The 21,667-nt window shown below is 60.1% G+C and carries 21 protein-coding genes, 1 pseudogene and 1 riboswitch; of the genes and pseudogenes, 8 read left to right on the forward strand and 14 right to left on the reverse strand.

All coding sequences use genetic code 11. From position 1 onward, the window contains the following. Positions 1–46 precede the first annotated feature (46 nt). The 6 genes and pseudogenes from ACQZ48_RS01755 to ACQZ48_RS01780 all read right to left on the reverse strand — a co-directional run bounded on the left by ACQZ48_RS01755 (position 47) and on the right by ACQZ48_RS01780 (position 6,023). Positions 47–1,042 (reverse strand): FecR family protein, encoded by a 996-nt coding sequence (locus ACQZ48_RS01755; RefSeq protein ID WP_448728432.1) that lies wholly within the window; start codon positions 1,040–1,042, stop codon positions 47–49. A 110-nt stretch (positions 1,043–1,152) separates the two neighbouring features. Next, a complete protein-coding gene (locus ACQZ48_RS01760; protein WP_077985075.1) occupies positions 1,153–1,653 on the reverse strand; it encodes an RNA polymerase sigma factor in 501 nt (166 codons plus the stop codon). 190 nt (positions 1,654–1,843) lie between these two features. Further along, complete coding sequence (locus tag ACQZ48_RS01765) at positions 1,844–2,596, reverse strand: ABC transporter ATP-binding protein (protein ID WP_077985076.1); 753 nt, start codon at positions 2,594–2,596, stop codon at positions 1,844–1,846. Then, a complete protein-coding gene (locus ACQZ48_RS01770; RefSeq protein ID WP_077985077.1) occupies positions 2,590–3,657 on the reverse strand; it encodes a FecCD family ABC transporter permease in 1,068 nt (355 codons plus the stop codon). The genes ACQZ48_RS01765 and ACQZ48_RS01770 overlap by 7 nt, the downstream gene beginning before the upstream one ends. After that, positions 3,654–4,793 carry an ABC transporter substrate-binding protein gene (locus tag ACQZ48_RS01775; protein ID WP_077985078.1) on the reverse strand — a complete coding sequence of 380 codons (1,140 nt, stop codon included), beginning with the start codon at positions 4,791–4,793 and terminating at the stop codon, positions 3,654–3,656. Before ACQZ48_RS01775 ends, ACQZ48_RS01770 begins: the two co-directional genes overlap by 4 nt. 96 nt (positions 4,794–4,889) lie before the next feature. After that, positions 4,890–6,023, reverse strand: a pseudogene (locus tag ACQZ48_RS01780) (ABC transporter substrate-binding protein). A gap of 113 nt (positions 6,024–6,136) precedes the next feature. Here ACQZ48_RS01780 and ACQZ48_RS01785 point away from each other — a divergent pair. After that, on the forward strand, positions 6,137–6,961 hold the full coding sequence (locus ACQZ48_RS01785; RefSeq protein ID WP_077985080.1) for a class I SAM-dependent methyltransferase: 825 nt from the start codon (positions 6,137–6,139) through the stop codon (positions 6,959–6,961). A gap of 12 nt (positions 6,962–6,973) precedes the next feature. Here the strand turns inward: ACQZ48_RS01785 and ACQZ48_RS01790 are convergent, their stop codons facing one another. The 5 genes from ACQZ48_RS01790 to ACQZ48_RS01810 form a co-directional block, all read right to left on the reverse strand. Further along, entirely contained in the window at positions 6,974–7,453 is a 480-nt protein-coding gene (locus tag ACQZ48_RS01790; protein WP_077985081.1) for a pseudoazurin, read from the reverse strand. Further along, positions 7,450–8,250, reverse strand: a complete 801-nt coding sequence (locus tag ACQZ48_RS01795; RefSeq protein ID WP_077985082.1) for an ABC transporter ATP-binding protein — start codon at positions 8,248–8,250, stop codon at positions 7,450–7,452. Before ACQZ48_RS01795 ends, ACQZ48_RS01790 begins: the two co-directional genes overlap by 4 nt. After that, on the reverse strand, positions 8,247–9,200 hold the full coding sequence (locus ACQZ48_RS01800; protein WP_244634983.1) for a FecCD family ABC transporter permease: 954 nt from the start codon (positions 9,198–9,200) through the stop codon (positions 8,247–8,249). The genes ACQZ48_RS01795 and ACQZ48_RS01800 overlap by 4 nt, the downstream gene beginning before the upstream one ends. Positions 9,201–9,271: 71 nt before the next feature. Continuing rightward, entirely contained in the window at positions 9,272–10,303 is a 1,032-nt protein-coding gene (locus ACQZ48_RS01805) for an ABC transporter substrate-binding protein (RefSeq protein ID WP_077985084.1), read from the reverse strand. Between the two features lie 158 nt (positions 10,304–10,461). Next, positions 10,462–10,696, reverse strand: a riboswitch (cobalamin riboswitch). Positions 10,697–10,735: 39 nt separating this feature from the next. Continuing rightward, positions 10,736–11,614, reverse strand: a complete 879-nt coding sequence (locus tag ACQZ48_RS01810) for a GNAT family N-acetyltransferase (protein WP_448728433.1) — start codon at positions 11,612–11,614, stop codon at positions 10,736–10,738. A 203-nt stretch (positions 11,615–11,817) separates the two neighbouring features. Here ACQZ48_RS01810 and argE point away from each other — a divergent pair, with 203 nt between their 5' ends. The 6 genes from argE to ACQZ48_RS01840 all read left to right on the forward strand — a co-directional run bounded on the left by argE (position 11,818) and on the right by ACQZ48_RS01840 (position 18,456). Then, a complete protein-coding gene (argE, locus tag ACQZ48_RS01815) occupies positions 11,818–12,942 on the forward strand; it encodes an acetylornithine deacetylase (RefSeq protein WP_173990841.1) in 1,125 nt (374 codons plus the stop codon). A gap of 23 nt (positions 12,943–12,965) precedes the next feature. Continuing rightward, positions 12,966–13,889 (forward strand): 2-hydroxyacid dehydrogenase, encoded by a 924-nt coding sequence (locus tag ACQZ48_RS01820; RefSeq protein WP_077985087.1) that lies wholly within the window; start codon positions 12,966–12,968, stop codon positions 13,887–13,889. Positions 13,890–13,916: 27 nt separating this feature from the next. Next, positions 13,917–14,273 carry a cupin domain-containing protein gene (locus ACQZ48_RS01825; protein WP_137411552.1) on the forward strand — a complete coding sequence of 119 codons (357 nt, stop codon included), beginning with the start codon at positions 13,917–13,919 and terminating at the stop codon, positions 14,271–14,273. A 189-nt stretch (positions 14,274–14,462) separates the two neighbouring features. Then, positions 14,463–15,926: an aldehyde dehydrogenase family protein gene (locus ACQZ48_RS01830; protein WP_448728434.1), complete on the forward strand. Its 1,464-nt coding sequence runs from the start codon at positions 14,463–14,465 to the stop codon at positions 15,924–15,926. Positions 15,927–15,939: 13 nt separating this feature from the next. After that, positions 15,940–16,983: a tartrate dehydrogenase gene (locus ACQZ48_RS01835; RefSeq protein ID WP_448728435.1), complete on the forward strand. Its 1,044-nt coding sequence runs from the start codon at positions 15,940–15,942 to the stop codon at positions 16,981–16,983. Between the two features lie 15 nt (positions 16,984–16,998). Next, the gene (locus tag ACQZ48_RS01840) at positions 16,999–18,456 is read left to right on the forward strand and encodes an NAD-dependent succinate-semialdehyde dehydrogenase (protein ID WP_077985310.1); all 1,458 of its coding nucleotides are present in this window, start codon (positions 16,999–17,001) and stop codon (positions 18,454–18,456) included. 93 nt (positions 18,457–18,549) lie between these two features. Here the strand turns inward: ACQZ48_RS01840 and ACQZ48_RS01845 are convergent, their stop codons facing one another. The 3 genes from ACQZ48_RS01845 to ACQZ48_RS01855 are packed head-to-tail and all read right to left on the reverse strand — an operon-like array spanning position 18,550 to position 20,864. Next, positions 18,550–19,824: an NAD(P)/FAD-dependent oxidoreductase gene (locus ACQZ48_RS01845; protein WP_077985091.1), complete on the reverse strand. Its 1,275-nt coding sequence runs from the start codon at positions 19,822–19,824 to the stop codon at positions 18,550–18,552. 15 nt (positions 19,825–19,839) lie between these two features. After that, positions 19,840–20,508: a haloacid dehalogenase type II gene (locus tag ACQZ48_RS01850; RefSeq protein ID WP_077985092.1), complete on the reverse strand. Its 669-nt coding sequence runs from the start codon at positions 20,506–20,508 to the stop codon at positions 19,840–19,842. Next, positions 20,505–20,864 (reverse strand): hypothetical protein, encoded by a 360-nt coding sequence (locus ACQZ48_RS01855; RefSeq protein ID WP_165691333.1) that lies wholly within the window; start codon positions 20,862–20,864, stop codon positions 20,505–20,507. Before ACQZ48_RS01855 ends, ACQZ48_RS01850 begins: the two co-directional genes overlap by 4 nt. Here ACQZ48_RS01855 and ACQZ48_RS01860 point away from each other — a divergent pair. Beyond that, positions 20,829–21,665 (forward strand): GNAT family N-acetyltransferase, encoded by an 837-nt coding sequence (locus tag ACQZ48_RS01860; protein ID WP_137411546.1) that lies wholly within the window; start codon positions 20,829–20,831, stop codon positions 21,663–21,665. The two genes, ACQZ48_RS01855 and ACQZ48_RS01860, sit on opposite strands and share 36 nt — an antisense overlap. Positions 21,666–21,667 lie beyond the last annotated feature (2 nt).

The following is a 21,667-nucleotide window of genomic DNA, read 5'->3' on the forward strand; positions in this document are numbered from 1 at the left end:
TTTATAAATAACTGAAAATAAATATGATTTTTTGTTTTGGAATGTTTCAGAAACGGGTGATGATGCGGGCGCTGTCCCCAATCGCATGCACCTTGCCCTTATAGGGTTCCACCAGGGCTTCCAGCGCGCGATCCGGGTCGCGCAGATCGTAAAACCCTGTCACTCTCTGCTCGGCAAGTCGCTTGTCGGCCATGGTAAGCCACGCCGGATGGTAACGCTGGATCTGCTCCACGACCGAGCCTATCGTCGCATCGACCACATAGAGTTCGCCATTGCGCCAGCCGCCAATATCCTCGACGGAAACGGTCTCTTTGCGGATCGCGCCGGAAGCGTCGACGATCAGCATCTCGCCCGGCACGAGCCGCGTTGGCGGCGCATTACGGAAGGACGCCTCCACGGAACCGTGCGCCAGCGCCACCTGGGTTACTCCATCCGTCAGGTCGACGTCGAAAGCCGTGCCGAGCACCTGAACGGTCAGGTTTTTTGCCTTCACGACGAAGGGACGCGTTTTATCCGGCACCACGTCGAAAAAAGCTTCCCCCTTCAACACCGTGACATTGCGACGGCCATCCGTGAAATCCGCTGAAAGCGCACTCGCGGCGGCGAGCTGCACTTTGCTGCCGTCTTCGAGGGTGATCGTGCGGCTTTCAGCAGTGGTGGTCTGATAGTCAGCCTGCAAGCGAACGAAAAATGCCGGAACGAACAGCACCGCAAGACAGAGCGAGGCCGCCGCCACGGCCGCGCCGGCATAGCGCCGCCCGGACCAGCGCCGCCGCTGCGGCTTTATCGCGGCCTTGCCCGGCAGATGCGGGGCATCTTCCCAGAGGCTCTTGAATTCTGGCTCCACCAGTCCGAGGTTTCGCCACGTCCTGCATGTTCGTTCCCAGGCGAGACGGTTTGCCGGCTCTGCCCCCAGCCATTGCTCAAATTCCGCCTTCAGCCGCGATTCCGCCGAGCCGGACTGCAAACGCAGCAACCAGTCGGCCGCCTCTTCCGCCTTACCGGCCGGCAATTCAGTTTTTTTCTCTGGATCAATGGTCATTGAACCGGGCCAGTTCCTTTGGGGCGCGCAGCAGGAGCGTCGTCTTCTGCATTGTTATAAAGACGTTTAACGAAGAGATTTTTTTCACAAGGTGGGACAATCGGGACTATTTACTTCATTTCTCTGGTGATCGCGGCAATGCTGCCCTTGATCAGACGGTGTGCGCTGGCCACGGATACGCCAAGGTGACGCGCAATCTCCTCCATATTGTAACCACCGAATCTGTGCATTTCCAACGCCACTCTTGCCTGAACCGGCAGGCCGGCCAAAACAGTCCGCATCTGGCGGACTTCATCGCAGAAAAGGGCGTGTTCCTCCGGCGTGCCATTGTCCTGCGGCACACCCCAGAACGGCGTATCGTCCGGCCGTTCGCGAATGTCCTGGCGGCTGCGCCGGCGATTGTCGAGGGCAAGATTGCGAACGATACGAAAGAGATAGGATTTGAGATTGGCGGGATTACCGGAGGCCTCGGGAACGAATTTCAGGAACGCTTCCTGAACCACGTCCTCCGCATCCGCCCGCGACCCCAATATGACGGTGGCGTATTTGATCAGGTCGACCCTATGCGCGACGTAAGCGTTATAACGCTTGTCATCTTCCCGTATGCCCATGTCTCAACCGAGAGAAATTTGAGGGGATCGACGAAACCTGCCGTCCGCCGAGTGGCCGCGCAGTTTTGCCGTTCAAAGCTCTAGCATTCAAACCATGGCTCGAACAGATATTTCATGACTATTATCATCAAGAATTTGTGCAGGCCGCATCGAGCGGACCCGGCAGCAAGGGCGGCCGGGCTTTGACCTGTCAGATGGCCCCGTCGACGATAACCATCGGCCTACCCTGCGAGCAGGGCTCGATACGCGCATCGATGCGATAGATATCGCGCAGCATCTCCGGGGTTATAACCGCCTCCGTGCTGCCGCTCACCACCATTTCACCGCGCGCGATCACCATCGTATTTTCGCAATAACGAAGTGCATGGTTGAGGTCATGCAGGGCGATCAGCACGATCATGCCGGTCTTCTGCGCCAGATCGGTGACGAAACCCAGGACCTCGATCTGCCGGTGAAGATCGAGCGCAGAGGTCGGCTCGTCCATCAGCAGCACTTCCGGCTTGCGCGCCAGCGCCTGCGCCAGCGACACAAGCTGTCGCTGGCCCCCGGACAATTCGCCAAGCCCGCGGAAGGCCAGATCGTGGATTTTCAGCGCCTTGAGAATGGCGTCGATCTCGAACAGCTCATCGTCGTGAACCCGCCAGCCGCCTCCCTGCTTGGCGGAAAGAAGTATGGATTCATAGACCGTCAGCACGGCGTTGGCGCCGGTATCCTGCGGCATATAGCAGATGGCGCGGTTGCCGCGCGCCGTGTCCGACAGTTCGACCAGACCCGGACCGGAAATCAGGCTGGCGATGCGCTTGAACAGCGTGGACTTGCCGGCCGCATTCGGGCCGATCACGGCCGTAACACTGCCGCTTTGCAGCGTATCGATGCCAACCTTGGAGAGTACCGTGATGCGCCCATAGGCGGCGCCGACATCTTTCAGTGCGAGCGCTACCATGCGCGTCTCCTGTTACCGAAAATGAGCGCGAAGAAGAATGGAACGCCGACAAGCGCCGTAATGACGCCGATCGGCAGGATCGCGCCGGGAATGAGGATTTTACTGATGACCGAGGTAGCCGACAGAAGCAGAGCCCCGCAGATGATAGAACCGGGCAGGAAGAAGCGTTGGTCCTCACCGACAACCATGCGGGCGATATGCGGACCGACCAGCCCGACGAAGCCGATGGTGCCGACAAAAGAAACAGGGATCGCCGCCAGAAGACTGACCGTCAGCATGGTCGACAACCGCAGACGGCGCACATTGATGCCCATGCTGGCCGCCTTGTCATCGCCGAGCCTCAGCGCCGTCAACGCCCAGGCATTGCGCATGAACAGCGGCACGGTGACGAGGAGAATGGCGCCGGTGATGTAAACCTTTTCCCAAGTCGCTTTCGTAAGGCTGCCCATTGTCCAAAACACGACGGCAGCGAGCGCCTGTTCGGACGCCAGATATTCGAGCAGGGACAGCGCCGCATTAAAGGTAAAAACCAGCGCGATGCCGAGTAGAACGATGGTTTCCACCGTTACGCCGCGCATCGTTGAGGCGAAATGAATGAAGAGAGCCGCAATCATCGCCATAATGAAGGCGTTGATGGGCACCATATACTGCACGGCTCCCGGAAAGATCGCCACGCCGCCGACAAGCGCCAACGCCGCGCCGAAGCTTGCGGCGGCGGAAATGCCGAGTGTGAAAGGGCTTGCAAGCGGGTTGGACAGAATTGTCTGCATTTGTGCGCCGGCAACAGAAAGCGACGCTCCGACGGTAACCGCCATCAGCGCGATCGGCATGCGAATGTCCCAGATCACCACCCGAAGCTGGTTACCGACCGCCGCCGGGTCGGCAACGGTCGCCAGAACCTCTGATAGCGTGTAGCGGGCCGGGCCGAGCGCCATGTCTGCGGCCAGGCTGAAGCACAGCGCGATAAAAAGTCCGAAAAGGATAATGATCCTGCGCGCGGCAAGAGCGCGATATTGATCGCGCCCACTCATGCCAACTGCGCTTTCATTCAGCGACGTCATTGGTTCAAACCTTTGTCGAGCGAGGCGAAATAGCCCGGCTTGTAGGTGATGGGGAGGAATTTGCGGTGAAACTCCTCAAAATTCCTTTCCGGATCGAGATCGGCGAAGAGATCGGGATGAAACCACTTGGCGAATTGCTGGATCGGGAAGAATTCGTAGGGCGCGCCATAGAACTGGTGCCAGACGGCATGGACATTGCCTTCCTTCACGGCCTTCAACTCCGGAAACGGCGTGCGCTTCATCAGGTTGGCAAGTCTCTCACGGGAAAGAACCATATCCGCACCGCGTCCGACCGGAACGAACTGGTTGATGTCGGATTCGGCTGCCCAGTTGGAGCCGGTGACGATGACCTGGTCGGGATCGGCAATCACGAGCTGTTCGGGATTGAGGTCGCCGAACGTCGTCTTGATGATGCCGTCGGCAATGTTTTGGCCGCCGGCGAGATCGACCATCGCGCCGAAATTGACCGGTCCGAAAGTGCGGCAGCAATTGTTTTCGCCGGAAATGCCGGGGGCGCGTTCAATGAAGACGTTCGGGCGTTTCAGGTCCTTGACGCTGGCGAGCCGGTCGGTCACGCGGGCGATTTCGGCGCGGCGATAGGCGATGAATTCCTTCGCACGCTCTTCGGCGCCGAACAGCTTGCCGAGAATTTCAACCGAGGCTTCGCTGTTCTTTTCAGGATCGATGCGGAAATCGAGATAGATGACCTTGATACCGGCGGCGGCGGCCTTGTCTTCAAAACCGCTTTCCTTCGCGGACTTCTCAGCCTCCAGATTGAGGGTGATCACATCTGGCGAAAGGGTGATGGCGGTTTCGAGGCTGAAATCGCCCTGCGGCACATAGCCGAAACGCGGCAGTTTCTCGATCTGCGGAAAACGCTCGACATAAGCGGCATAGCTGTCGGGATCCTTCTTGAGAAGATCGTCACGCCAGCCGACGATGGTATCGAAGGTCTTGTCGCCCTTGAGCGCAGCGATCACATGCACCTGGCGGGCCTCACCGACGATGATGCGCTTGGCCGGTAGGTCCAGCTCGACCTTGCGCCCGGCGACGTCGGTAATCTCCCCGGCATGTGCCGTCATGGCGAGAAGGGAAAATGCCAGCACCGCAAGATGCCTGAGAGCGTTGAGCCGCATGAGAAATCCTCACTGAGTTCCTAAGCAGAACGATGAAGCCGCAGCGCTGCGGCTTCATCCATCGATCGGACGGCGCTCCCCTTCACCGTCCCTGAATTACTTCCCGTCCTTCAGCGACACGAAGTAGCCGGGCTTGTAGTCAAGCGGCAGGAAGCGCGCATGCAGCTCCTTGAAGGTGGCCTCGGGGTCGAGGTCCTTGAAGAGATCCGGATGCAGCCATTTGGCAATTTCCTGAATGGCCACGAACTAATAGGGATTGTTGTAGAACTGATGCCAGATGGCGTGGACATTGCCGTCCTTCACCGCCTGCACGCCGGTGAAAGCTGGACGCTTGGTCAGGTTTTCAAGCTTGCGATGGGCTTCCTTCAGATCCGCGCCATAACCGACGCCGACCCAGTTGCCGCCCGGAACATAACCGTTCCAGTTGCCGCCGGTGATGATGATCTGTTCTGGATTGGAGGCGATGATCTGTTCCGGGTTGACGGTGCCGAAGGTGCCGGGAATGATGTCCTTGGCCATGTTGATGCCGCCGGCAAGCTCCACCATCTTGCCGAAATTCTCGTTGCCGAAAGACATGCAGCAATCGTCGGAGTAACCGCCGGCGCGCTCCATGAACACGACGGGCTTCTTCGGATTGGCCTTTTCCAGCGTATCTGTGACCTTGGCGATGGAGTCGGCGCGGAACTTGATGAAGTCCTCGGCGATCTTTTCCTTGCCCGTCAGCTGGCCCATGAGGCGCATGCTCGGCTCGGTGTTTTCCATCGGCTTTTCGCGGAAGTCGACGTAGACCAGCGGAATGCCGACCTTGGCGAGCTTCTCGATATAGCCCGCTTCTTCGGTCGCCGTCTTGGCGTCGATGTTCATCAGGATCACGTCAGGCTTCAGTGCGACAGCCTGTTCTATGTCGAAGGTGCCGTCTTTCATGCCGCCGAAAGTCGGCAGCTTGGCAATCTCAGGATATTTCGCGAGATAGGCTGCATAGGTTTCCGGGTCGGCTTTCGCCAGGTCGTCGCGCCAGCCAACGACGTGCTGGAAAGGATTTTCCTTGTCGAGCGCAGCCAGGAAATAGATCTGACGGCCTTCGCCGAGGATCACATGCGAAACGGGCACATTGACTTCGACATCGCGGCCCGTCACATCCTTGACGGTGACCTTTTCGGCGAAAGCCGGCCATGCGGCGGATACGAGAAGGCCAAGGGCAAGTGCCGCGGATTTGGCTGAAATGCGCATCGGATATTGCTCTCCAGTGTTGACTGGCGCGGCTGTATTATTTTCTGACTGTACTAGTCAACATTTATGTTTTAGAGCCATTCTTAACTGACCGGTATATGAGTTTAAGGCCGATGATCGATACTACCCAATATGGCAAGAACGACAGTCTGAGAGACGAAATCAAATCCTATTGGTCCGGCCGCGCCGCGACTTTCGACCTTTCCCCCGGACATGAAATTTTCTCCCAAGACGAGCGCGAGGCCTGGCACGCGCTTATCTTGAAACATCTCGGCCACGGAGAAGGCCGCAAGGCGCTCGATCTTGCCAGCGGCACCGGCGTCATCTCGCACCTGATGGACGATCTCGGTTTTCAGGTCACCGGTATGGACTGGTCGGAGACGATGCTGGGGCTTGCCCGGGAAAAGGCAAAAAGCCGTGGGCGCAGCATCCGCTTTTTTGTCGGCGATGCCGAAAATACGATGGAGCCGGATGAAAGCGCCGACGTCATCATCACCCGCCATCTGGTCTGGACGCTGGTGGACCCGCAGGCAAGCTTTGCCGAATGGTTCCGTGTTCTGAAACCCGGCGGGCGGCTTCTGATCGTCGACGGCGATTTCGTGAATACCGGCTGGCGCGAAAAGCTGGTGAAGAAACTGGCCACCGGCCTGGAGAGCATCGGCCTCGTCAAACCGGACCAGCCGCACAAGCCGGCGGACCCGGAAAATACCTTCAACAGCATTCTTTCCCGCGTTTATTTTTCGAAGGGCGCAAGGGCCGGCGATGTCGCGGCGCTGTTGCGTGCGGCTGGCTTCGAACCTGTTGCAATCGATCAGGAGCTTCAAGCCATTCACCGCGCCCAGGCGAAAAACTTCAGCCTGCTGAAAGGCATTCTGCGCGGGCTGCAGCACCGTTATGCGGTCTGCGCGGTGAAGCCGGGTGTTTCCGTAAAGGGGTGAGGCGGTATCCCTTTATTTTTCCGCCTGCTCGAAGAGGTCCTCGAACCTTGGCTTTGCCCGGACGGGCACGTCCACAGTCCGGTAGCTCTGCGGCAGGGTGGCCTCGCCGACCTTGATCAGCATGACCATGCCCATGCCATAATGCGGCGAGCATTTGATGCCGTAAAAGCCCGGTTTTTCAAAGCCGGTCTCAAATTCGTCATTGATCCGGCTCTTGAAACCCTCGACACCTTCTGGAACCATGCCGTCAATGGTCGCGGCATTGTGGCTCTTGTGGGTCGGCACGAAGCGCACGCGGTCACCGGGGGCGATCTCGAGAAAATCGGGCTCGAACACCATCGGGCCTTTTTCGCCCCTGTTCATCATCTTCACCTCGAAGGTCTCGGCCAAAGCGTGAAGGGGAAACCCTGCGGCCGAAACGGCGATTGCGGCAGCGGCACAAAACCGTCTGGCCTTTGCAGCAGAGCTTGCGAACGTAATGACTGTCATCATCGTGCCAATACTTTCCTTGCATGCTCGGCCCGCCCATGGGCCGGCAAAAAACGAATATGGGAAAAGCCCCCCTCATCCGTGGTGACCACGCACTCCACCCCGAAGACGGCGGCTATTGTCGCCGGTGTCAGCACCTCGCGCGGCGGACCGACCGCGATCATCTCGCCCCGGTGCATGATGGCGACGCGGTCACAGAACATGGCGGCGTGATTGAGGTCGTGCAGCGCCGCTACAACGGTCAGGCCTTGTCGGCGCACCAGATCGAGCAGGCCGATCTGGTGACCTATGTCGAGATGGTTGGTCGGCTCGTCCAGAAGCAGGACATGCGGCTCCTGCGTCAACGCGCGGGCGATATGCAGGCGCTGCCGTTCGCCGCCGGAAAGATGGTGCCAGCTGCGCTCCGCCTTATCAGCCATATCCACATTGGCGAGTGCTGCGTCAACGATGGCGTCATCCTGCTGCGACCAGGCGGAAAGCGGCCCGAGGTAGGGCGTGCGTCCAAGCTCCACGGCCTGTCGTGCGGTGATGCGTTCGGTGGTTTCAGCCTGCTGCTCAACGAAGGCGAGCCGGCGGGCAAGGTCTCGCCGTCCCAGCGAGGCAAGCGGTTCATCTCCGAGCGTAACGTGACCCCGGCGCGGCTTGCGAATGCCTGCCAGCATGGAGAGCAGCGTGCTTTTGCCGGAACCGTTCGGTCCGATGACACCGAGAAACTCACCGGAACCGACATCGAGTGAAACGCCGCGCAAGATGTCTATATTGCCGGCGTGGAAATGCAGGTCGTGGGCGGACAGTTTCATGAACGCCCCCTCTTCTGCCCGAGGATGAAGGCAAAGGCGGGCGCGCCGACGAGCGCGGTGATGACGCCGATGGGCAGCACCTGGCCCGGAATGACGATGCGAGAGAGAATATCCGCGACGATCATGAAAACCGCGCCGGTCAGCGCCGTCACCGGCAGCAAGATACCATGGCGAACGCCGACGAAGATGCGCGCAGCATGCGGAATGACGAGGCCCACGAAGCCGATGGAGCCGACCAGCGACACCATCGCAGCCGTCATGATCGCCGAAACCGAGATCAGCACGGTATAGACCCAGCGCACCGGAATACCGAGCGAGGCTGCGGCCTGACCGCCGAATGCGAAGGCATCGAGCGCCCGCGCGTACCAGAGACAAACGATAAGGCCCGCAAGGCTGACCGGTAGCGCCAGCCAGACATCCGGCCAGCGCACGCCGGAAAGATTGCCGAGCAGCCAGAACATGATACCGCGCGCCTGTTCAGCATTGGCGGATTTGGTGACGATGAAGGAGGTCATGGCGTTGAACAGTTGCGAACCGGCAACGCCCGCCAGAATGATGGCGCTGTTGCCATGCCCCGCCTGCACGGCCAGAAGGCTGACCAGCGAAAAAGCGACAAAAGCGCCGATGAGCGCGCCCGCCGGCATCGTCAGAAAGCCCGCGCCGAAGCCCAGAAGTGCCACGGCGACGGCACCGGTGGAGGCACCGGCAGAAATTCCGAGAATGTAGGGATCGGCAAGCGGATTGCGTAAAAGAGATTGCAGCACTGCTCCGGCGAGCGCCAGCGACGCCCCGCAGCAGGCGGCAACAACGGCGCGGCTGAGGCGGTAACTCCAGACGATGCCTTCATCCAGCGGTTCAAGCGGATAACCCGCGTGGAAAACGCGGTTGGCAATCGTCTTTGCTACAACATCCAAAGGGATGGCAGTCTCGCCGATGGCCGCCCCGGCCATCAGCGCGACGAGCAGCAGGGCGAGCGCGGCAAATGCCAGCCCCGCCCTACCAAGATGGGTGGTGAGACGGTTCACTTGGCGAGGCCAGCGGCCGAAATCGCCTCGGCCAGCGTTTCAATACCTTCGATGGTTCGAATGGTCGGGTTCATCGCCTGCGCATCCATCTCGAACACATGACCTTCCTTGACGGCGGGCATGATGCTGGCCACGGGATCGGTGGCGAGGAACTTCAGCTTGACGGCAATATCATCGGCGGGGAAACGGCGGCGGTCCATCTTGCCGGCGACGATGATGGACGGATTGGCCTTGGCGATGGTTTCCCAGCCGACGGTCGGCCATTCTTCATCGCTTTCGATGACGTTCTTTAACCCCAGCGCGGACATGATGTAGCCGGGAGCACCATTGCGACCTGCGACATAGGGATCGATATCCAGCTCGGCGCTCGAGAACCAGAAGACGGCGGAAAGCTTGCCATTGGCTGAGGCGATCTTGGCACGGGCGGCTTCTTCACGCTTCTTCAGGTCGGCAACGACCTCTTCACCGCGGTCCTGCACGTCGAAGATTTTGGCGAGGTCGCGGACTTCCTGATAGATCAACTCCATGGTGAAGCCGGTGTTGCGTACACCATCACCACCGCCGGAATTGTCCTTGCCGACGCAATCGGCAGGCGAGGTATAGACGGGAATACCGAGTTCGGCGAATTGCGCCGGCGTTCCGACAACACCCTCGGGACCGATCTGCCACTGGAACTGCGTCGTGACAAGGTCCGGCTTCTTGCCGACGACCGCCTCGAAGCTCGGATCATTATCGGCCAGTCGCTCGACCTTGGCATTGGCCTCCTCGTAGCCCTTCAGAACCGGACCGATCCACAGCGCCGTGCCGACGACCTTGTCCGCAACGCCAAGCAGGTAAAGAACCTCTGTCGTGCTCTGGCCAACGGAAACGGTGCGGGTGGGCGCCTGCTTGAAGGTGATCTCCTGACCGCAGCTGTTGATTGTCAGGGGATAGGTGGTTTCGGCGGCATTGGCGCCGACCACAGGCAAAACCGAAAGCACGGTTGCCAGAAAGCCGGCGTGAACCGGCAGGCGTCTAGAATGAAACATGTGTTCTCCAGTCGAAAGTAAAACTTATTCCAGAGCAGCAGGCGTCAGAACGCGCAGCAACAGCGGGACGTCTTGTACGGAGAACGGTAATAGGACGCAAACGAAATGTTATGAAATAACATTACAAAATCCTCCTCCGGGCTTCCCCGCCCGTAACGATGGTTCATATTTTGACGGCAGGTCTCCTGGCTCACGGATTTGCGTCTCTCATCTGCCTTCCCGTATTCCGAAAAATACAGTGGCATGACGCCTTGAAGCGTCACGGGGATGAACGACAATCCGCTTACAGTTGCGGGGGCAGCCACGGCATTGGGCGAAAAAGATCGCCCGCACCATGTTCCCTATTAATCCCTTCGCCTTTCGGCTGCAGGAACCGTCGCTTTCTCACATAAGGGGCAAGAAGCGGGGCGTCAATTGCGATAGTGCCGCACCTCAGCACAAAGACGGGCCTGCCAGGGCGAAAATCATTGCGGAACCGCAGCCTGCCGGTTGCGGCGCGCCTTTCGACATGGTGGTGAGCGTTTCGATCACCACCAGCCCGGATTGCGCCAGGAAGTCGGTCAGAAGACCGCTGTCACGAACGGCATCAAGACGGACAAGCTGACCGTCCAAATCGGAAAAATGCCGCCTGACCAGCGCGATGGCCGCCGTCTCGTCGCCCGCAACGACCGGGCCGACAATATGGCCCCGCCCCGCTGCGCGTCGCAATGCAAATGCCTCAAGACGATCCGCCTCAAACAGGCCATAACCTTCGTCTTCCCGCAGGAGACGCTGCAGGACGCGCCGGCGCGAGACACCGAAAGCCGTCTCATCCAGATCCGCAACAGCGGACAAATGGTCCTCCGAAAGTGGCTTGATCCTCTGTTTTCTTCCGAGCGCCGGCATCTCGGGAAGGCAACGCGCCTTGCCCCGAAGGAGATGTACTTTTTCCGTCTCTCCGGCAAAACCCAGCCCGGCAAACAACCGCCTCGACTCGTCCGTGGCGTTGAGCCTCAGGGATATGGCAGGGAATTTCGCCAGAAGCCGCCGCACCAGCCATGGTGCCACGCCCTGCCCCTGAAGGCGCGGCGAAACGATGACCATGCCGAGCGTCGCAAAACCCTCATCATAGCGAAACAGCATCGCAGTTGCGACAGCGCGGTCGATTTCGTCAAGCGCGGCAAGACCGACGCCACATTGACGCAGGAAACACCATTCATTCGCGTGATATCGCCACCCGACAGCCATGGAGAGGGCGTGCAGATGATCGGCCTCCACATCGGCGATATCCACGGTTCGCAACTCGAAACTATCGACCTTGAGCAGCTCCATGACAAACGGCTCTCATTTCCTCCGGCGCGGAACCTTGATCCCGGCAACCCAGCCCACGACATCCGAAGATAGCCAGCCTTGCCGGCAGGAATTTTCCGAAAGCGCTGGAAGGACACAACAATCTACTGAAATCACCCCTATTTCAGCAGATAAACGCCGCAGGCCGCTCTAAGCTTTTCAACGTTGAAGCGACGGAGACAGCCATGAACGCAATCGACATTCTGGAGCGTCTTGTCGGCTTCCCATCGGTCGTCGGAACCGCCAATGGCGATATCGCCGGATGGATCGCCGATTATCTGGAAAGCCACGGCGCGAAAGTATCGCTGCTTGCCGGCCCGGAGGGCGACCGCGCCAATCTCTTCGCGAGCTTCGGCCCGACGGATGTCGCCGGATACATCCTATCCGGCCATATGGATGTGGTGCCTGCCGGTGAGCCGGAATGGTCCTCCGATCCCTTCACGCTGAGAGCCGAAGGCGAGCGTCTTTACGGGCGCGGAACCACGGACATGAAAGGTTTTCTTGCCACGGTTCTCGCCGCTGCACCGGCATTTTCGCGCATGGCGTTGAAGCGGCCCGTGCATATTGCCTTTTCCTATGACGAGGAGGCGGGCTGTCGCGGCGTGCCGCACATGATCGCCCGATTGCCGGAACTATGCGCAAAACCGGCGGGCGCGATCATCGGCGAACCGAGCAATCTGCGCGCCGTGCGCGCCCACAAGGGCAAGGCCGCCGCACGCATCACCATTCGCGGCCGCTCCGGCCATTCCTCACGGCCGGATCAGGGCGTGAACGCCATTCATCTGATGACCGGCATCATGGCAAAGGCGGTCGAGACCGCACGGGCTCTCACGGAGGGGCCCTTCGAAGCGACGTTCGAGCCGCCCTATTCCTCCCTGCAGATCGGCACGATGAAAGGCGGACAGGCGATCAATATCATCCCCGATCTCTGCGCCATCGAACTGGAAGCGCGGGCAATTGCCGGGGTATCGCCGGTGGCTCTGCTCCAGCCGGTGCGCGACGGCGTCGAAGCGCTTGCCGCCGAGGGCATCGACATTGAATGGACGCCGATGAGCGATTATCCGGCGCTGTCCCTTGCCGCCAATGCACCGCTCGTGAAGCTTCTGGAAGAATTGACCGACGCGCCATGCATCGCCGCCGTCAGCTACGGCACGGAGGCCGGGCTTTTTCAGGCGACTGGCATCGACGCCATCATCTGCGGCCCGGGCGATATCGGCCGCGCCCACAAGCCGAACGAATTCATAACGGTCGGTGAACTGTCGGCTTGCCAGTCAATGCTGGAAACACTGGCGAACCGCTGCACGGTTTAAACCTTCGGAACCACGGATTTCAGATGACTTTCTTCTTCAATTCCGACGCGAAGCGCGGCGAGATTTTCCGGCAGGCTCTGGCACGCGACCTGCCGGAACTGCCTTTTTCGATGGATGCAGCCAGCGTTGATCCGGATGCGGTTCGATACCTCATCACCTGGACTGTACCTGATGATATCGGCCGCTACCGCAATCTCGAAATCCTGTTTTCCATCGGTGCTGGCGTCGATCAGTTCCACATCGAAGCCGTCCCTGCGCATGTAAAAGTCGTGCGCATGGTGGATGACGGCATCATCCGCATGATGCAAGAATATGTGAGCCTCGGCGTGCTGGCGCTTCACCGCAACCTGCCGGTTTATTTGAAGCAGCAGCGCCAGCAACTCTGGAAGGCCCTGCCGCAGCGTCAGGCGGAAGAGTGCCGGGTGGGCGTTCTCGGCCTCGGCATGCTGGGCGTTGCGGCGCTGGAACAGCTGAAACCCTTCGGATTTCCGCTTTCTGGCTGGAGCCGCTCACCGCGCGAGATCGACGGCGTGACCTGCCATCATGGGGAAACCGGATTGGCCACCATCCTCTCGACAAGCGATATTCTCGTTTGCTTGCTACCGCTGACCGAAGAGACCACCGGGCTTTTGAACGGCGAACGTCTGGCGATGCTGCCCGAGGGCGCGGGGCTGGTTCATGCCGGGCGCGGCAAACAGCTCGACCACGACGCCCTTATCGATGCGCTGGATCGGGGCTTGCTTTCGGGCGCGATGATTGACGTCACCGATCCGGAACCGCTTCCGGAAAACCATGCCTTCTGGACCCATCCGAAAATTCTCCTGACGCCGCATATCGCCAGCGTCACCCAGCCGCATTCGGCAGCGCGCACCGTTGTCGAGAACATCAAACGATACCAGTCCGGTCTCGAGCCGCTCGGCCTCGTTGATCGTAACCGCGGATACTAACCCACACCGTTCCAGGAAAGGACACCCATGCCGCTTCTCAAGACCATAGACACCAATCCCGCCTTCGAACCCAAGGCCTCCAAGGCCCTGCCTGAACGCCTCATCGCCGGCGATCCGGCCTTCAAGACCTGGGCGCTGGACGAAGCCCGCAACGGCACCGTCCACACCGGCATCTGGGAAGCCACCCCGGGCGAAACCCGATCCATCAAGGGCGAGACCTTCGAATTCTGCCATATTCTCGAAGGCGTCATCGAAATCACGCCGGAGGGCGGCGCGCCGCTGCGTTACACGGCGGGCGACAGCTTCGTCATGAAGCCGGGTTTCGTCGGCGTGTGGAAGACCATCGAGACCGTGCGCAAGATTTACGTCACCGTGAACGGATGAGCTGAGATCCCGCATTCCGGCATCGCCCGTCAGGGTTTGTGCCGGGAAAATACCGGCGGACACACGCACCGAAGATTGCGCTGTCCGCCGGCGGCAAAACAGGATTTTCGTTCACCGCCCCCACCGCAGTCGGTCGATGCTGCTTGCCATCAGGGACTAGGTTTGAGGCATGTCCACAGAGGGTTTCCCATGACGCTCAGCTTCGATCCAGACAGCCTGTCCTTGCCGATCGGCCATTTCATCGGCGGTCAGCTGATCCCGGCTCAAAACGGCATCGACATGCATCGCCCTTCGGACGGCGTCGAATATGCCGGCTGCCCCAGGGCGGATGCCGCGCTGGTCGATGAAGCGGTGCAGACTGCCAAGGCCGCGCTGAAAAGCAGCAACTGGGGTGGCGTGCGCCCGCGCGAACGCACGAAGGCCCTGCAGCGCTGGGCCGACCTGATCGAGCAGGAAGCCGAGACCCTGGCGAAGATCGAAGCGCTGTCCTCCACGCGGCCCGTCGGCCAGCTGATTGCCGGGGACATTGCCGTGACCGCCGAACAGATCCGCTTCTTCGCCGAATTCGCCGACAAGGAAGGCGGCGATCTCGTACCGACCGACGATACGAGCCTCGGCATGATCATGACCGAACCCTATGGCGTGGTCGGCGCGATTACCCCTTGGAATTTCCCCGTCTCCATGGCGGGCTGGAAACTCGGCCCGGCGCTCGCGGCCGGCAATGCCGTGGTGCTGAAACCATCGGAAATGACGCCTTTCTCCAGCATTTTCATGGCTGAACTGGCCATCAAGGCCGGCCTGCCCGCCGGCCTCATCAACATCGTACTCGGCGACGGGCCCGTGACGGGCAACGCCATCACCGGCCATCCCGAGATTTCCAAGGTCAGCTTCACCGGCTCAACCGCCGCCGGTGCCGCCATCATGGCCAATGTCGCCCGCACCGGCATCAAGCCCATGACGCTGGAACTCGGCGGCAAAAGCCCGCAGCTGGTCTTTGCCGATGCCGATATTGAAAAGGCGGCAGCAGCGATCGCCGGCAATATTCTTTCCAATGCGGGACAGGCCTGTGTCGCCGGCTCGCGCATCATCGTTGAGGAAAGTGCGGCCGACGCCCTTTCCGCCGCGATCATCGCCCGCATGAAAACGGTGAGGCCCGGCCCGACCTGGGATGAGACGACGCAATATTCCCCGATCATCTCCGAGGTGCAGCGCAAGCGCATCGATGGCATCGTGCAGGCGGCGGTCGCCCATGGCGGCGAATGCCTGACGGGTGGCGCAGTGATGGATGGCCCCGGCTATTTCTATCAGCCGACGCTGATCGCCAATGTCGACCAGACCTCCCCTGCCGTCACCGAGGAAATCTTCGGGCCGGTGCTGACACTACAGACCTTCCGCACGGAAGAAGAGGCTCTGGCGCTTGCCGATCATCCGACCTACGGTCTGGCGGCGGGTCTTTTCAGCCGAGACGTCTCGCGTGTCCTGCGATTGTCTCGCGCGATCCAGGCCGGAACGATCTGGGTTAATCGCTACGGACGTTCGCGCGATCACATCTTGCCGACCGGTGGCTACAAACGCTCCGGCATCGGCAAGGATCTCGGTCGGGAAGCCTATTTCGCCAACCGCAAGAGCAAAAGCGTCCTCATCGGACTGTAACAGGGGAATTCTCTTGAAAACGCATCGCATCGCACTCATTCCCGGGGACGGCATCGGCCAAAGCGTGACGGCCGCGGCGTGGCAGGTCCTCAATGCCGTCGCCCAAACCTCCGGTTTTGCGCTCGAAGGAACCGAATTCCCCTGGTCCTGCGCCTTCTACAAGGAAACCGGGTCGATGATGCCGAAGGACGGCATCGAAACGCTGCGCGGCTTCGACGCCATCATGCTCGGCGCGGTCGGCTGGCCGGCGGAAGTGCCTGACTCGGTGTCGCTGCACGGTCTACTGCTGCCGATCCGCAAGGCTTTCGTGCAATATGCCAATATCCGCCCGCACCGGTTGCTGCCCGGCGTGCAAGGGCCCTTGAAGGCGGACGGCTTCGATATTCTCTGCATCCGCGAAAACACGGAAGGCGAATATTCCGGCGCCGGCGGCCGCGTGCATCAGGGCACGGACGACGAGGTGGCTGTCGAAACGTCGATCTTCACCCGCAAGGGCGTGGAGCGAATCCTGCGCTTCGGTTTCGAACAGGCGCAAAAACGTCGCGGCAAGCTCGCATCCATCACCAAGTCCAATGCCCAGAAATATTCGATGGTGTTCTGGGACGAGGTGACCCACAAGCTCGCGGCGGAATATCCTGACGTCGAAGTTTCAAGCTATCACATCGACGCTATGGCGGCGCGCATGGTGATGGCGCCGGAAAGCCTCGATGTCGTGGTCGCCTCCAACCTCTTCGGAGACATTCTGACCGATCTCGGCGCGGCCATTCAGGGCGGTCTGGGTTTTGCCGCCTCCGCCAATATCAATCCCGACCGCAGCGCGCCCTCGATGTTCGAGCCGGTGCACGGTTCCGCCCCTGATATCGCCCATCTCGGCATCGCCAACCCCATCGCCGCCATCTGGTCCGGCGCGATGATGCTGGAGCATCTTGGCGAAAAGGATGCGGCAGCAAGGATCATGACGGCGCTGGAAACGGCGACCGCTCGCGGCATCGGCACCGTGCCGGGCAAGGACAAGACGGACACCATCACCGCCGCGGTTCTCGCGGCACTCGCCTGATTTCGGAGACTTATGATGCAAGGCTTGAAGGACAAGGAACTCTTTCGCCAGACGGGCTTGATCGGTGGCGCATGGAAGGCGGCAGCATCGGGCAAGGTGGTGGATGTCATCGATCCGGCGACACAGGCGGTTATCGGCACCGTGCCTGATATGGGCGGCGCGGAAACCCGCGCGGCAATCGAGGCTGCCAACGCGGCCTTCGGTCCATGGAAGAAAAAGACCCATGCGGAGCGTGCCGCCCTTCTGGAAAAATGGTTTGCGCTGATGATCGAGAATATCGACGATCTCGGCCTGCTCCTCACCATCGAACAGGGAAAACCGCTTGATGAGGCCAAGGGAGAAATCCGCTACGGCGCATCCTTCGTCAAATGGTTTGCGGAAGAGGCCCGGCGCATCGGCGGCGGCACCATCCCCTCACCGACGCCAGACAGGCGCATCGTGGTGCTGAAAGAGCCGGTCGGCGTCTGCGGCATCATCACGCCATGGAATTTCCCGAATGCGATGATCACCCGCAAGGTCGCGCCGGCACTCGCCACCGGCTGCACCGTCGTTATCAAGCCTTCGGAATTCACACCCTATTCGGCCTTGGCGCTTGGCGTGCTCGCCGAACGGGCGGGCATCCCCGCAGGCGTCATCAACATCGTCACCGGCATGCCGACTGATATCGGCAATGAAATCATGGCCAACGAGACGGTTCGAAAAATTTCCTTCACCGGTTCCACCCGCGTCGGTTCGCTGTTGATGCGCGGTGCTGCGGACAGCATCAAACGGCTGTCGCTGGAACTCGGCGGCAATGCGCCTTTCATCGTTTTTGACGATGCCGATCTCGATCTCGCCGTTGAAGGTGCGCTGGTTTCGAAATTCCGCAATGGTGGCCAGACCTGCGTCTGCGCCAACCGGATTCTGGTGCAGTCTGGCGTTTATGACGCCTTTGCGAAGAAGCTGGCGGATCGCGTCGACGCCATGCGCGTTGGCCCCGGAACGGAAGCGGGCGTCTCCATTGGACCGATGATCAACCAACCGGCGATCGCGAAAATCCGCGCCCATATCGATGACGCCGTCTCCAAGGGTGCCACGATCATCACCAAGCCGCGCAATCTGCCTGATGGTCCGCAATATACAGCGCCCGTGGTGCTGACGGGCGCAACGACGGCGATGCAGCTGGCGAGCGAGGAGACTTTCGGACCGGTCGCTCCGCTCTTCCGCTTCGAGACGGAAGAAGAAGCGCTCGCCATCGCCAATGGAACACCCTTTGGCCTTGCCGCCTATTTTTACACCGAGAACCTCAAGCGCGCCTGGCGCGTGGGTGAGGCGCTGGAATTCGGCATGGTCGGCCTCAATACCGGGTTGATCTCCACCGAGGTCGCCCCTTTCGGCGGCGTCAAGCAATCCGGTCTCGGCCGCGAGGGCGCGCAGATCGGGATCGAAGAATATCTGGAAACCAAGGCCTTTCATATCGGTGGGCTTGCCTGACGCCCACTTCTTTCCTCCCCGCCTAAAGGGTCGCTTTGCGGCCCTTCTTTTTTGCAGACGCAACAAAAAAGCGGCCCGGAGGCCGCTCTTGAATTATCGAAACGTGTCGAGCATCTTGTAATAATAGCCTACCAGCGGCAGGAACCAGGGCTTTCCGAAGTGCCCCGGCACCGCCGGCCAATCCAGCCCTTTTAGCGGGTTCCTGTCCGGCCGTCCCAGAATGGCGTCAGCCATGATCATGCCGAGATGGGTGGAAAGCTGCGCGCCATGGCCGGAATAGCCCATGGCGTACCAGACACCGTCATGAAAACCGGCGCGCGGATAACGGTCCTTGGTCATATCGACCAGTCCGCCCCAGCAATAATCGATCGGCACATGGGCAAGCTGCGGGAAGATGCGATGCAGGCTTTCAGTCAGGATCGCACCGCTCTTGGCGTCGGAACGCTGGTCCGATGTCGCGGAAAAACGGGCGCGGCCGCCGAAAATCAAGCGATTGTCCGGCGCCAGACGGAAATAATTGCCGATATTCATGGTGTTGACGTAGGTGCGGTTGCCCGGAACCGAAGCCTTGATCTCGGCATCCGTCAGCGGCCGCGTGGCGATGATGAAACTGCCGACCGCGATGATGCGGCGGCGGAAATAACCAAAGCCGGAAGGCGTATAGGCACCGGTCGCGACCAGAACATTGTCGGCCGTCACCTTGCCGCGCGGGGTTTCCAGCTCATGGAGCTTGCCGTTCTGAGTATGCTTCGTCACGGCTGCATTTTCGAAGATCACCGCGCCATGCCGGCTGGCGGCTTCGGCAAGACCGGCGACATAACGGCCCATATGCATCATGGCGCTTTTTTTAGAGAGCATCGCGCCGTAGAAAGGCGAGCCGATTTCCGCCTTCAGATCAGCGGCGGACAAAAGCGCCGTATCAGGATCGACCTCGGCGTGAACGGCTTCGAAATTCCTGGCAAGTCCTTCGAAATGCTGTGGTTTCGACGCCATTTTCAGCTTTCCGGCGCGTCGGAAATTGCACTCGATCCCCTCCTCCGCAATCAGCGCCTCCAGCGTATCGATGGAGGAATCAAGCGCCTGGTAGAGCGCGATGGCCCGCTCCTTGCCGAGTTCCGCCTTGGCGGAGAGATAGGAATGGGCAAGGCCATTGTTGAGATGGCCACCGTTGCGGCCCGAAGCGCCCCAGCCCACGCGCTGCCCTTCCAGAACGACGACGCGCGCACCGGCTTTCACAAGCTGGCGCGCGGCACCGAGACCCGTGAAGCCGCCACCGATGACGGCCACATCATAATGGCCTTCGACAGGACCTTGTGCCGCCCCCGCAAAGAGGGGCGCCGTGTCGTGCCAATAGGAGACGAGCTTCATGATCCATGTCCTCTCTTACAGTCCGACAACGCCAGCAAGGCCGGAAATATCGGCAATTTCCGTGTAACCGTAATAGGGGTTTGCAGGTTCATGGCCACGGTTGACCCAGACCTTGTTCTTGATGCCGAGATCGTGCGCCGACATCAGATCGTAGCGGAAGGAGGACGACACATGCAGGATGTCCTCCGGGCCGCAACCGAGCATGTCGAACATATATTCGAACGCCTTGAAATGCGGTTTGTAGGCCTGTGCCTGTTCGGCCGTATAGACGGCATGGAACGGTGCGCCGAGTTTTGCAACATTCGACATGATCTGTGAGTTCATGGCGTTGGACAGAATGACCAGCGGAATCTCCTTGGCGACCTTTGAAAGACCTGCCGGAACGTCCGCATGCGGCCCCCAGGTCGGAACCCGCTCGTAGACCATTGCCGCATCCTCGTCCTTGAAAGCGACACCATTGCGCTTGCAGGTGCGCGACAGGGCATTGTGAACGACCTCTGCGTAGGGCTTCCAGTCATGCATGACCTCATCAAGACGATAGGCGGAAAAATTCTTGATGAATTCCTCCATCTCCGCTTCTCCCAGACGATCACCGTAGAGATCGCGGGCAGCCTCTGCCATCTGGAAATGAATGAGCGTGCCGTAGCAATCGAAAGTGATGTATTTCGGGCGGAAGATTGTCATCTCGTCGTCATCCTTGCTTGGGGATTGGTGGTGGCTGCAATAATCAGATCATAGATGCCTTTGTCCGATCGGCGCACCGCAATTGCTGTTCGCGGAAGCAGATTGTTGCGTATCCAGCCGCCAGTTTGGCAGAGAGTTGCGCCGGGGCGGACTGGCAGATCCCCCTCTCCGGCACTCCGGACCGATGCGAACAAGACGCGGCATAAGATGCGGCGGCGGATAAAAGCAACAGCGAAACATATCGAACCTTCCCATTTGTCGGGACAATCTTCTTTCGGCATCGGTCTATCAATGAATAAGCAGAACAAGGGAGTACCGGCATGCAGGCGAGCCTGATCGATATCCAAACGTTTCAACCGGACCACCTCGACGCGGCCGTTGAACTTTCCCGCCAGGCCGGATGGCCGCACCGGAAAGAGGACTGGGCCATGGTCCTTTCCATCAGCAAGGGTTTCGTCGCCGTTGAGAACGGCCGCGTCGTCGGGACCGCAATGGCGAGCCTGCTCGGCGACAGTTGTGCCACGGTGAACATGGTGATCGTCGATGAGGCGATGCGTGGCCGCGGCGTCGGCCGTCAGTTGATGCAGGCGGCGCTGGCAGCAGCAGAAAATCGGGAATGCCGTCTGACGGCGACGTCCGACGGGCTGCCGCTCTACGAAAAAATGGGCTTTGTTGCCTGCGGCCAGGTGCTTCAGTATCAGGGTGTTCCACTCGCCACAGAAAAACCGGCTGGCGTTGCATGGGCAGACAGGGTTGAGCCAGCCGAACTTGCAGTGATTGATGCGCAGGCCTTTGGTGCAGATCGAGGCAACCTATTTGTAGAGCTTGCAGAGAGGGCGCGCTTTGCACTCGTGCAGGAGCAAGGCGTCACCAAGGGTTTTGCCGCCCTGCGCGCCTTCGGACGTGGCGAAGTCATCGGCCCCGTCGTGGCGGAAAATGTTGAAATTGCGAAAGATTTGATTGCTTTCGTCATTTCCGAACGAGCCGGTGAATTCCTGCGTTTGGACACCACGGTCGATACGGGTCTTGCCCCCTGGCTTGCCGAACACGGCCTTGCCCATGTGGGCGGCGGCATCGCCATGCGCCGGCCGAAAGCCGACATCTCAGCCGACAAACAATTCAAGACATTTGCATTGACCAGCCAGGCACTCGGCTGAAT

Source organism: Agrobacterium sp. 22-209-1, from assembly GCF_053522485.1.

What these genes read in the sequence shown, in the direction of transcription:
- ACQZ48_RS01755 (WP_448728432.1), bottom strand. Translation starts at nt 1,042, where the DNA reads ATGACCATTGATCCAGAGAAAAAAACTGAATTGCCGGCCGGTAAGGCG.
- ACQZ48_RS01760 (WP_077985075.1), bottom strand. Translation starts at nt 1,653, where the DNA reads ATGGGCATACGGGAAGATGACAAGCGTTATAACGCTTACGTCGCGCAT.
- ACQZ48_RS01765 (WP_077985076.1), bottom strand. Translation starts at nt 2,596, where the DNA reads ATGGTAGCGCTCGCACTGAAAGATGTCGGCGCCGCCTATGGGCGCATC.
- ACQZ48_RS01770 (WP_077985077.1), bottom strand. Translation starts at nt 3,657, where the DNA reads ATGACGTCGCTGAATGAAAGCGCAGTTGGCATGAGTGGGCGCGATCAA.
- ACQZ48_RS01775 (WP_077985078.1), bottom strand. Translation starts at nt 4,793, where the DNA reads ATGCGGCTCAACGCTCTCAGGCATCTTGCGGTGCTGGCATTTTCCCTT.
- ACQZ48_RS01785 (WP_077985080.1), top strand. Translation starts at nt 6,137, where the DNA reads ATGATCGATACTACCCAATATGGCAAGAACGACAGTCTGAGAGACGAA.
- ACQZ48_RS01790 (WP_077985081.1), bottom strand. Translation starts at nt 7,453, where the DNA reads ATGATGACAGTCATTACGTTCGCAAGCTCTGCTGCAAAGGCCAGACGG.
- ACQZ48_RS01795 (WP_077985082.1), bottom strand. Translation starts at nt 8,250, where the DNA reads ATGAAACTGTCCGCCCACGACCTGCATTTCCACGCCGGCAATATAGAC.
- ACQZ48_RS01800 (WP_244634983.1), bottom strand. Translation starts at nt 9,200, where the DNA reads ATGGCCGGGGCGGCCATCGGCGAGACTGCCATCCCTTTGGATGTTGTA.
- ACQZ48_RS01805 (WP_077985084.1), bottom strand. Translation starts at nt 10,303, where the DNA reads ATGTTTCATTCTAGACGCCTGCCGGTTCACGCCGGCTTTCTGGCAACC.
- ACQZ48_RS01810 (WP_448728433.1), bottom strand. Translation starts at nt 11,614, where the DNA reads ATGGAGCTGCTCAAGGTCGATAGTTTCGAGTTGCGAACCGTGGATATC.
- argE (WP_173990841.1), top strand. Translation starts at nt 11,818, where the DNA reads ATGAACGCAATCGACATTCTGGAGCGTCTTGTCGGCTTCCCATCGGTC.
- ACQZ48_RS01820 (WP_077985087.1), top strand. Translation starts at nt 12,966, where the DNA reads ATGACTTTCTTCTTCAATTCCGACGCGAAGCGCGGCGAGATTTTCCGG.
- ACQZ48_RS01825 (WP_137411552.1), top strand. Translation starts at nt 13,917, where the DNA reads ATGCCGCTTCTCAAGACCATAGACACCAATCCCGCCTTCGAACCCAAG.
- ACQZ48_RS01830 (WP_448728434.1), top strand. Translation starts at nt 14,463, where the DNA reads ATGACGCTCAGCTTCGATCCAGACAGCCTGTCCTTGCCGATCGGCCAT.
- ACQZ48_RS01840 (WP_077985310.1), top strand. Translation starts at nt 16,999, where the DNA reads ATGCAAGGCTTGAAGGACAAGGAACTCTTTCGCCAGACGGGCTTGATC.
- ACQZ48_RS01845 (WP_077985091.1), bottom strand. Translation starts at nt 19,824, where the DNA reads ATGAAGCTCGTCTCCTATTGGCACGACACGGCGCCCCTCTTTGCGGGG.
- ACQZ48_RS01850 (WP_077985092.1), bottom strand. Translation starts at nt 20,508, where the DNA reads ATGACAATCTTCCGCCCGAAATACATCACTTTCGATTGCTACGGCACG.
- ACQZ48_RS01860 (WP_137411546.1), top strand. Translation starts at nt 20,829, where the DNA reads ATGCAGGCGAGCCTGATCGATATCCAAACGTTTCAACCGGACCACCTC.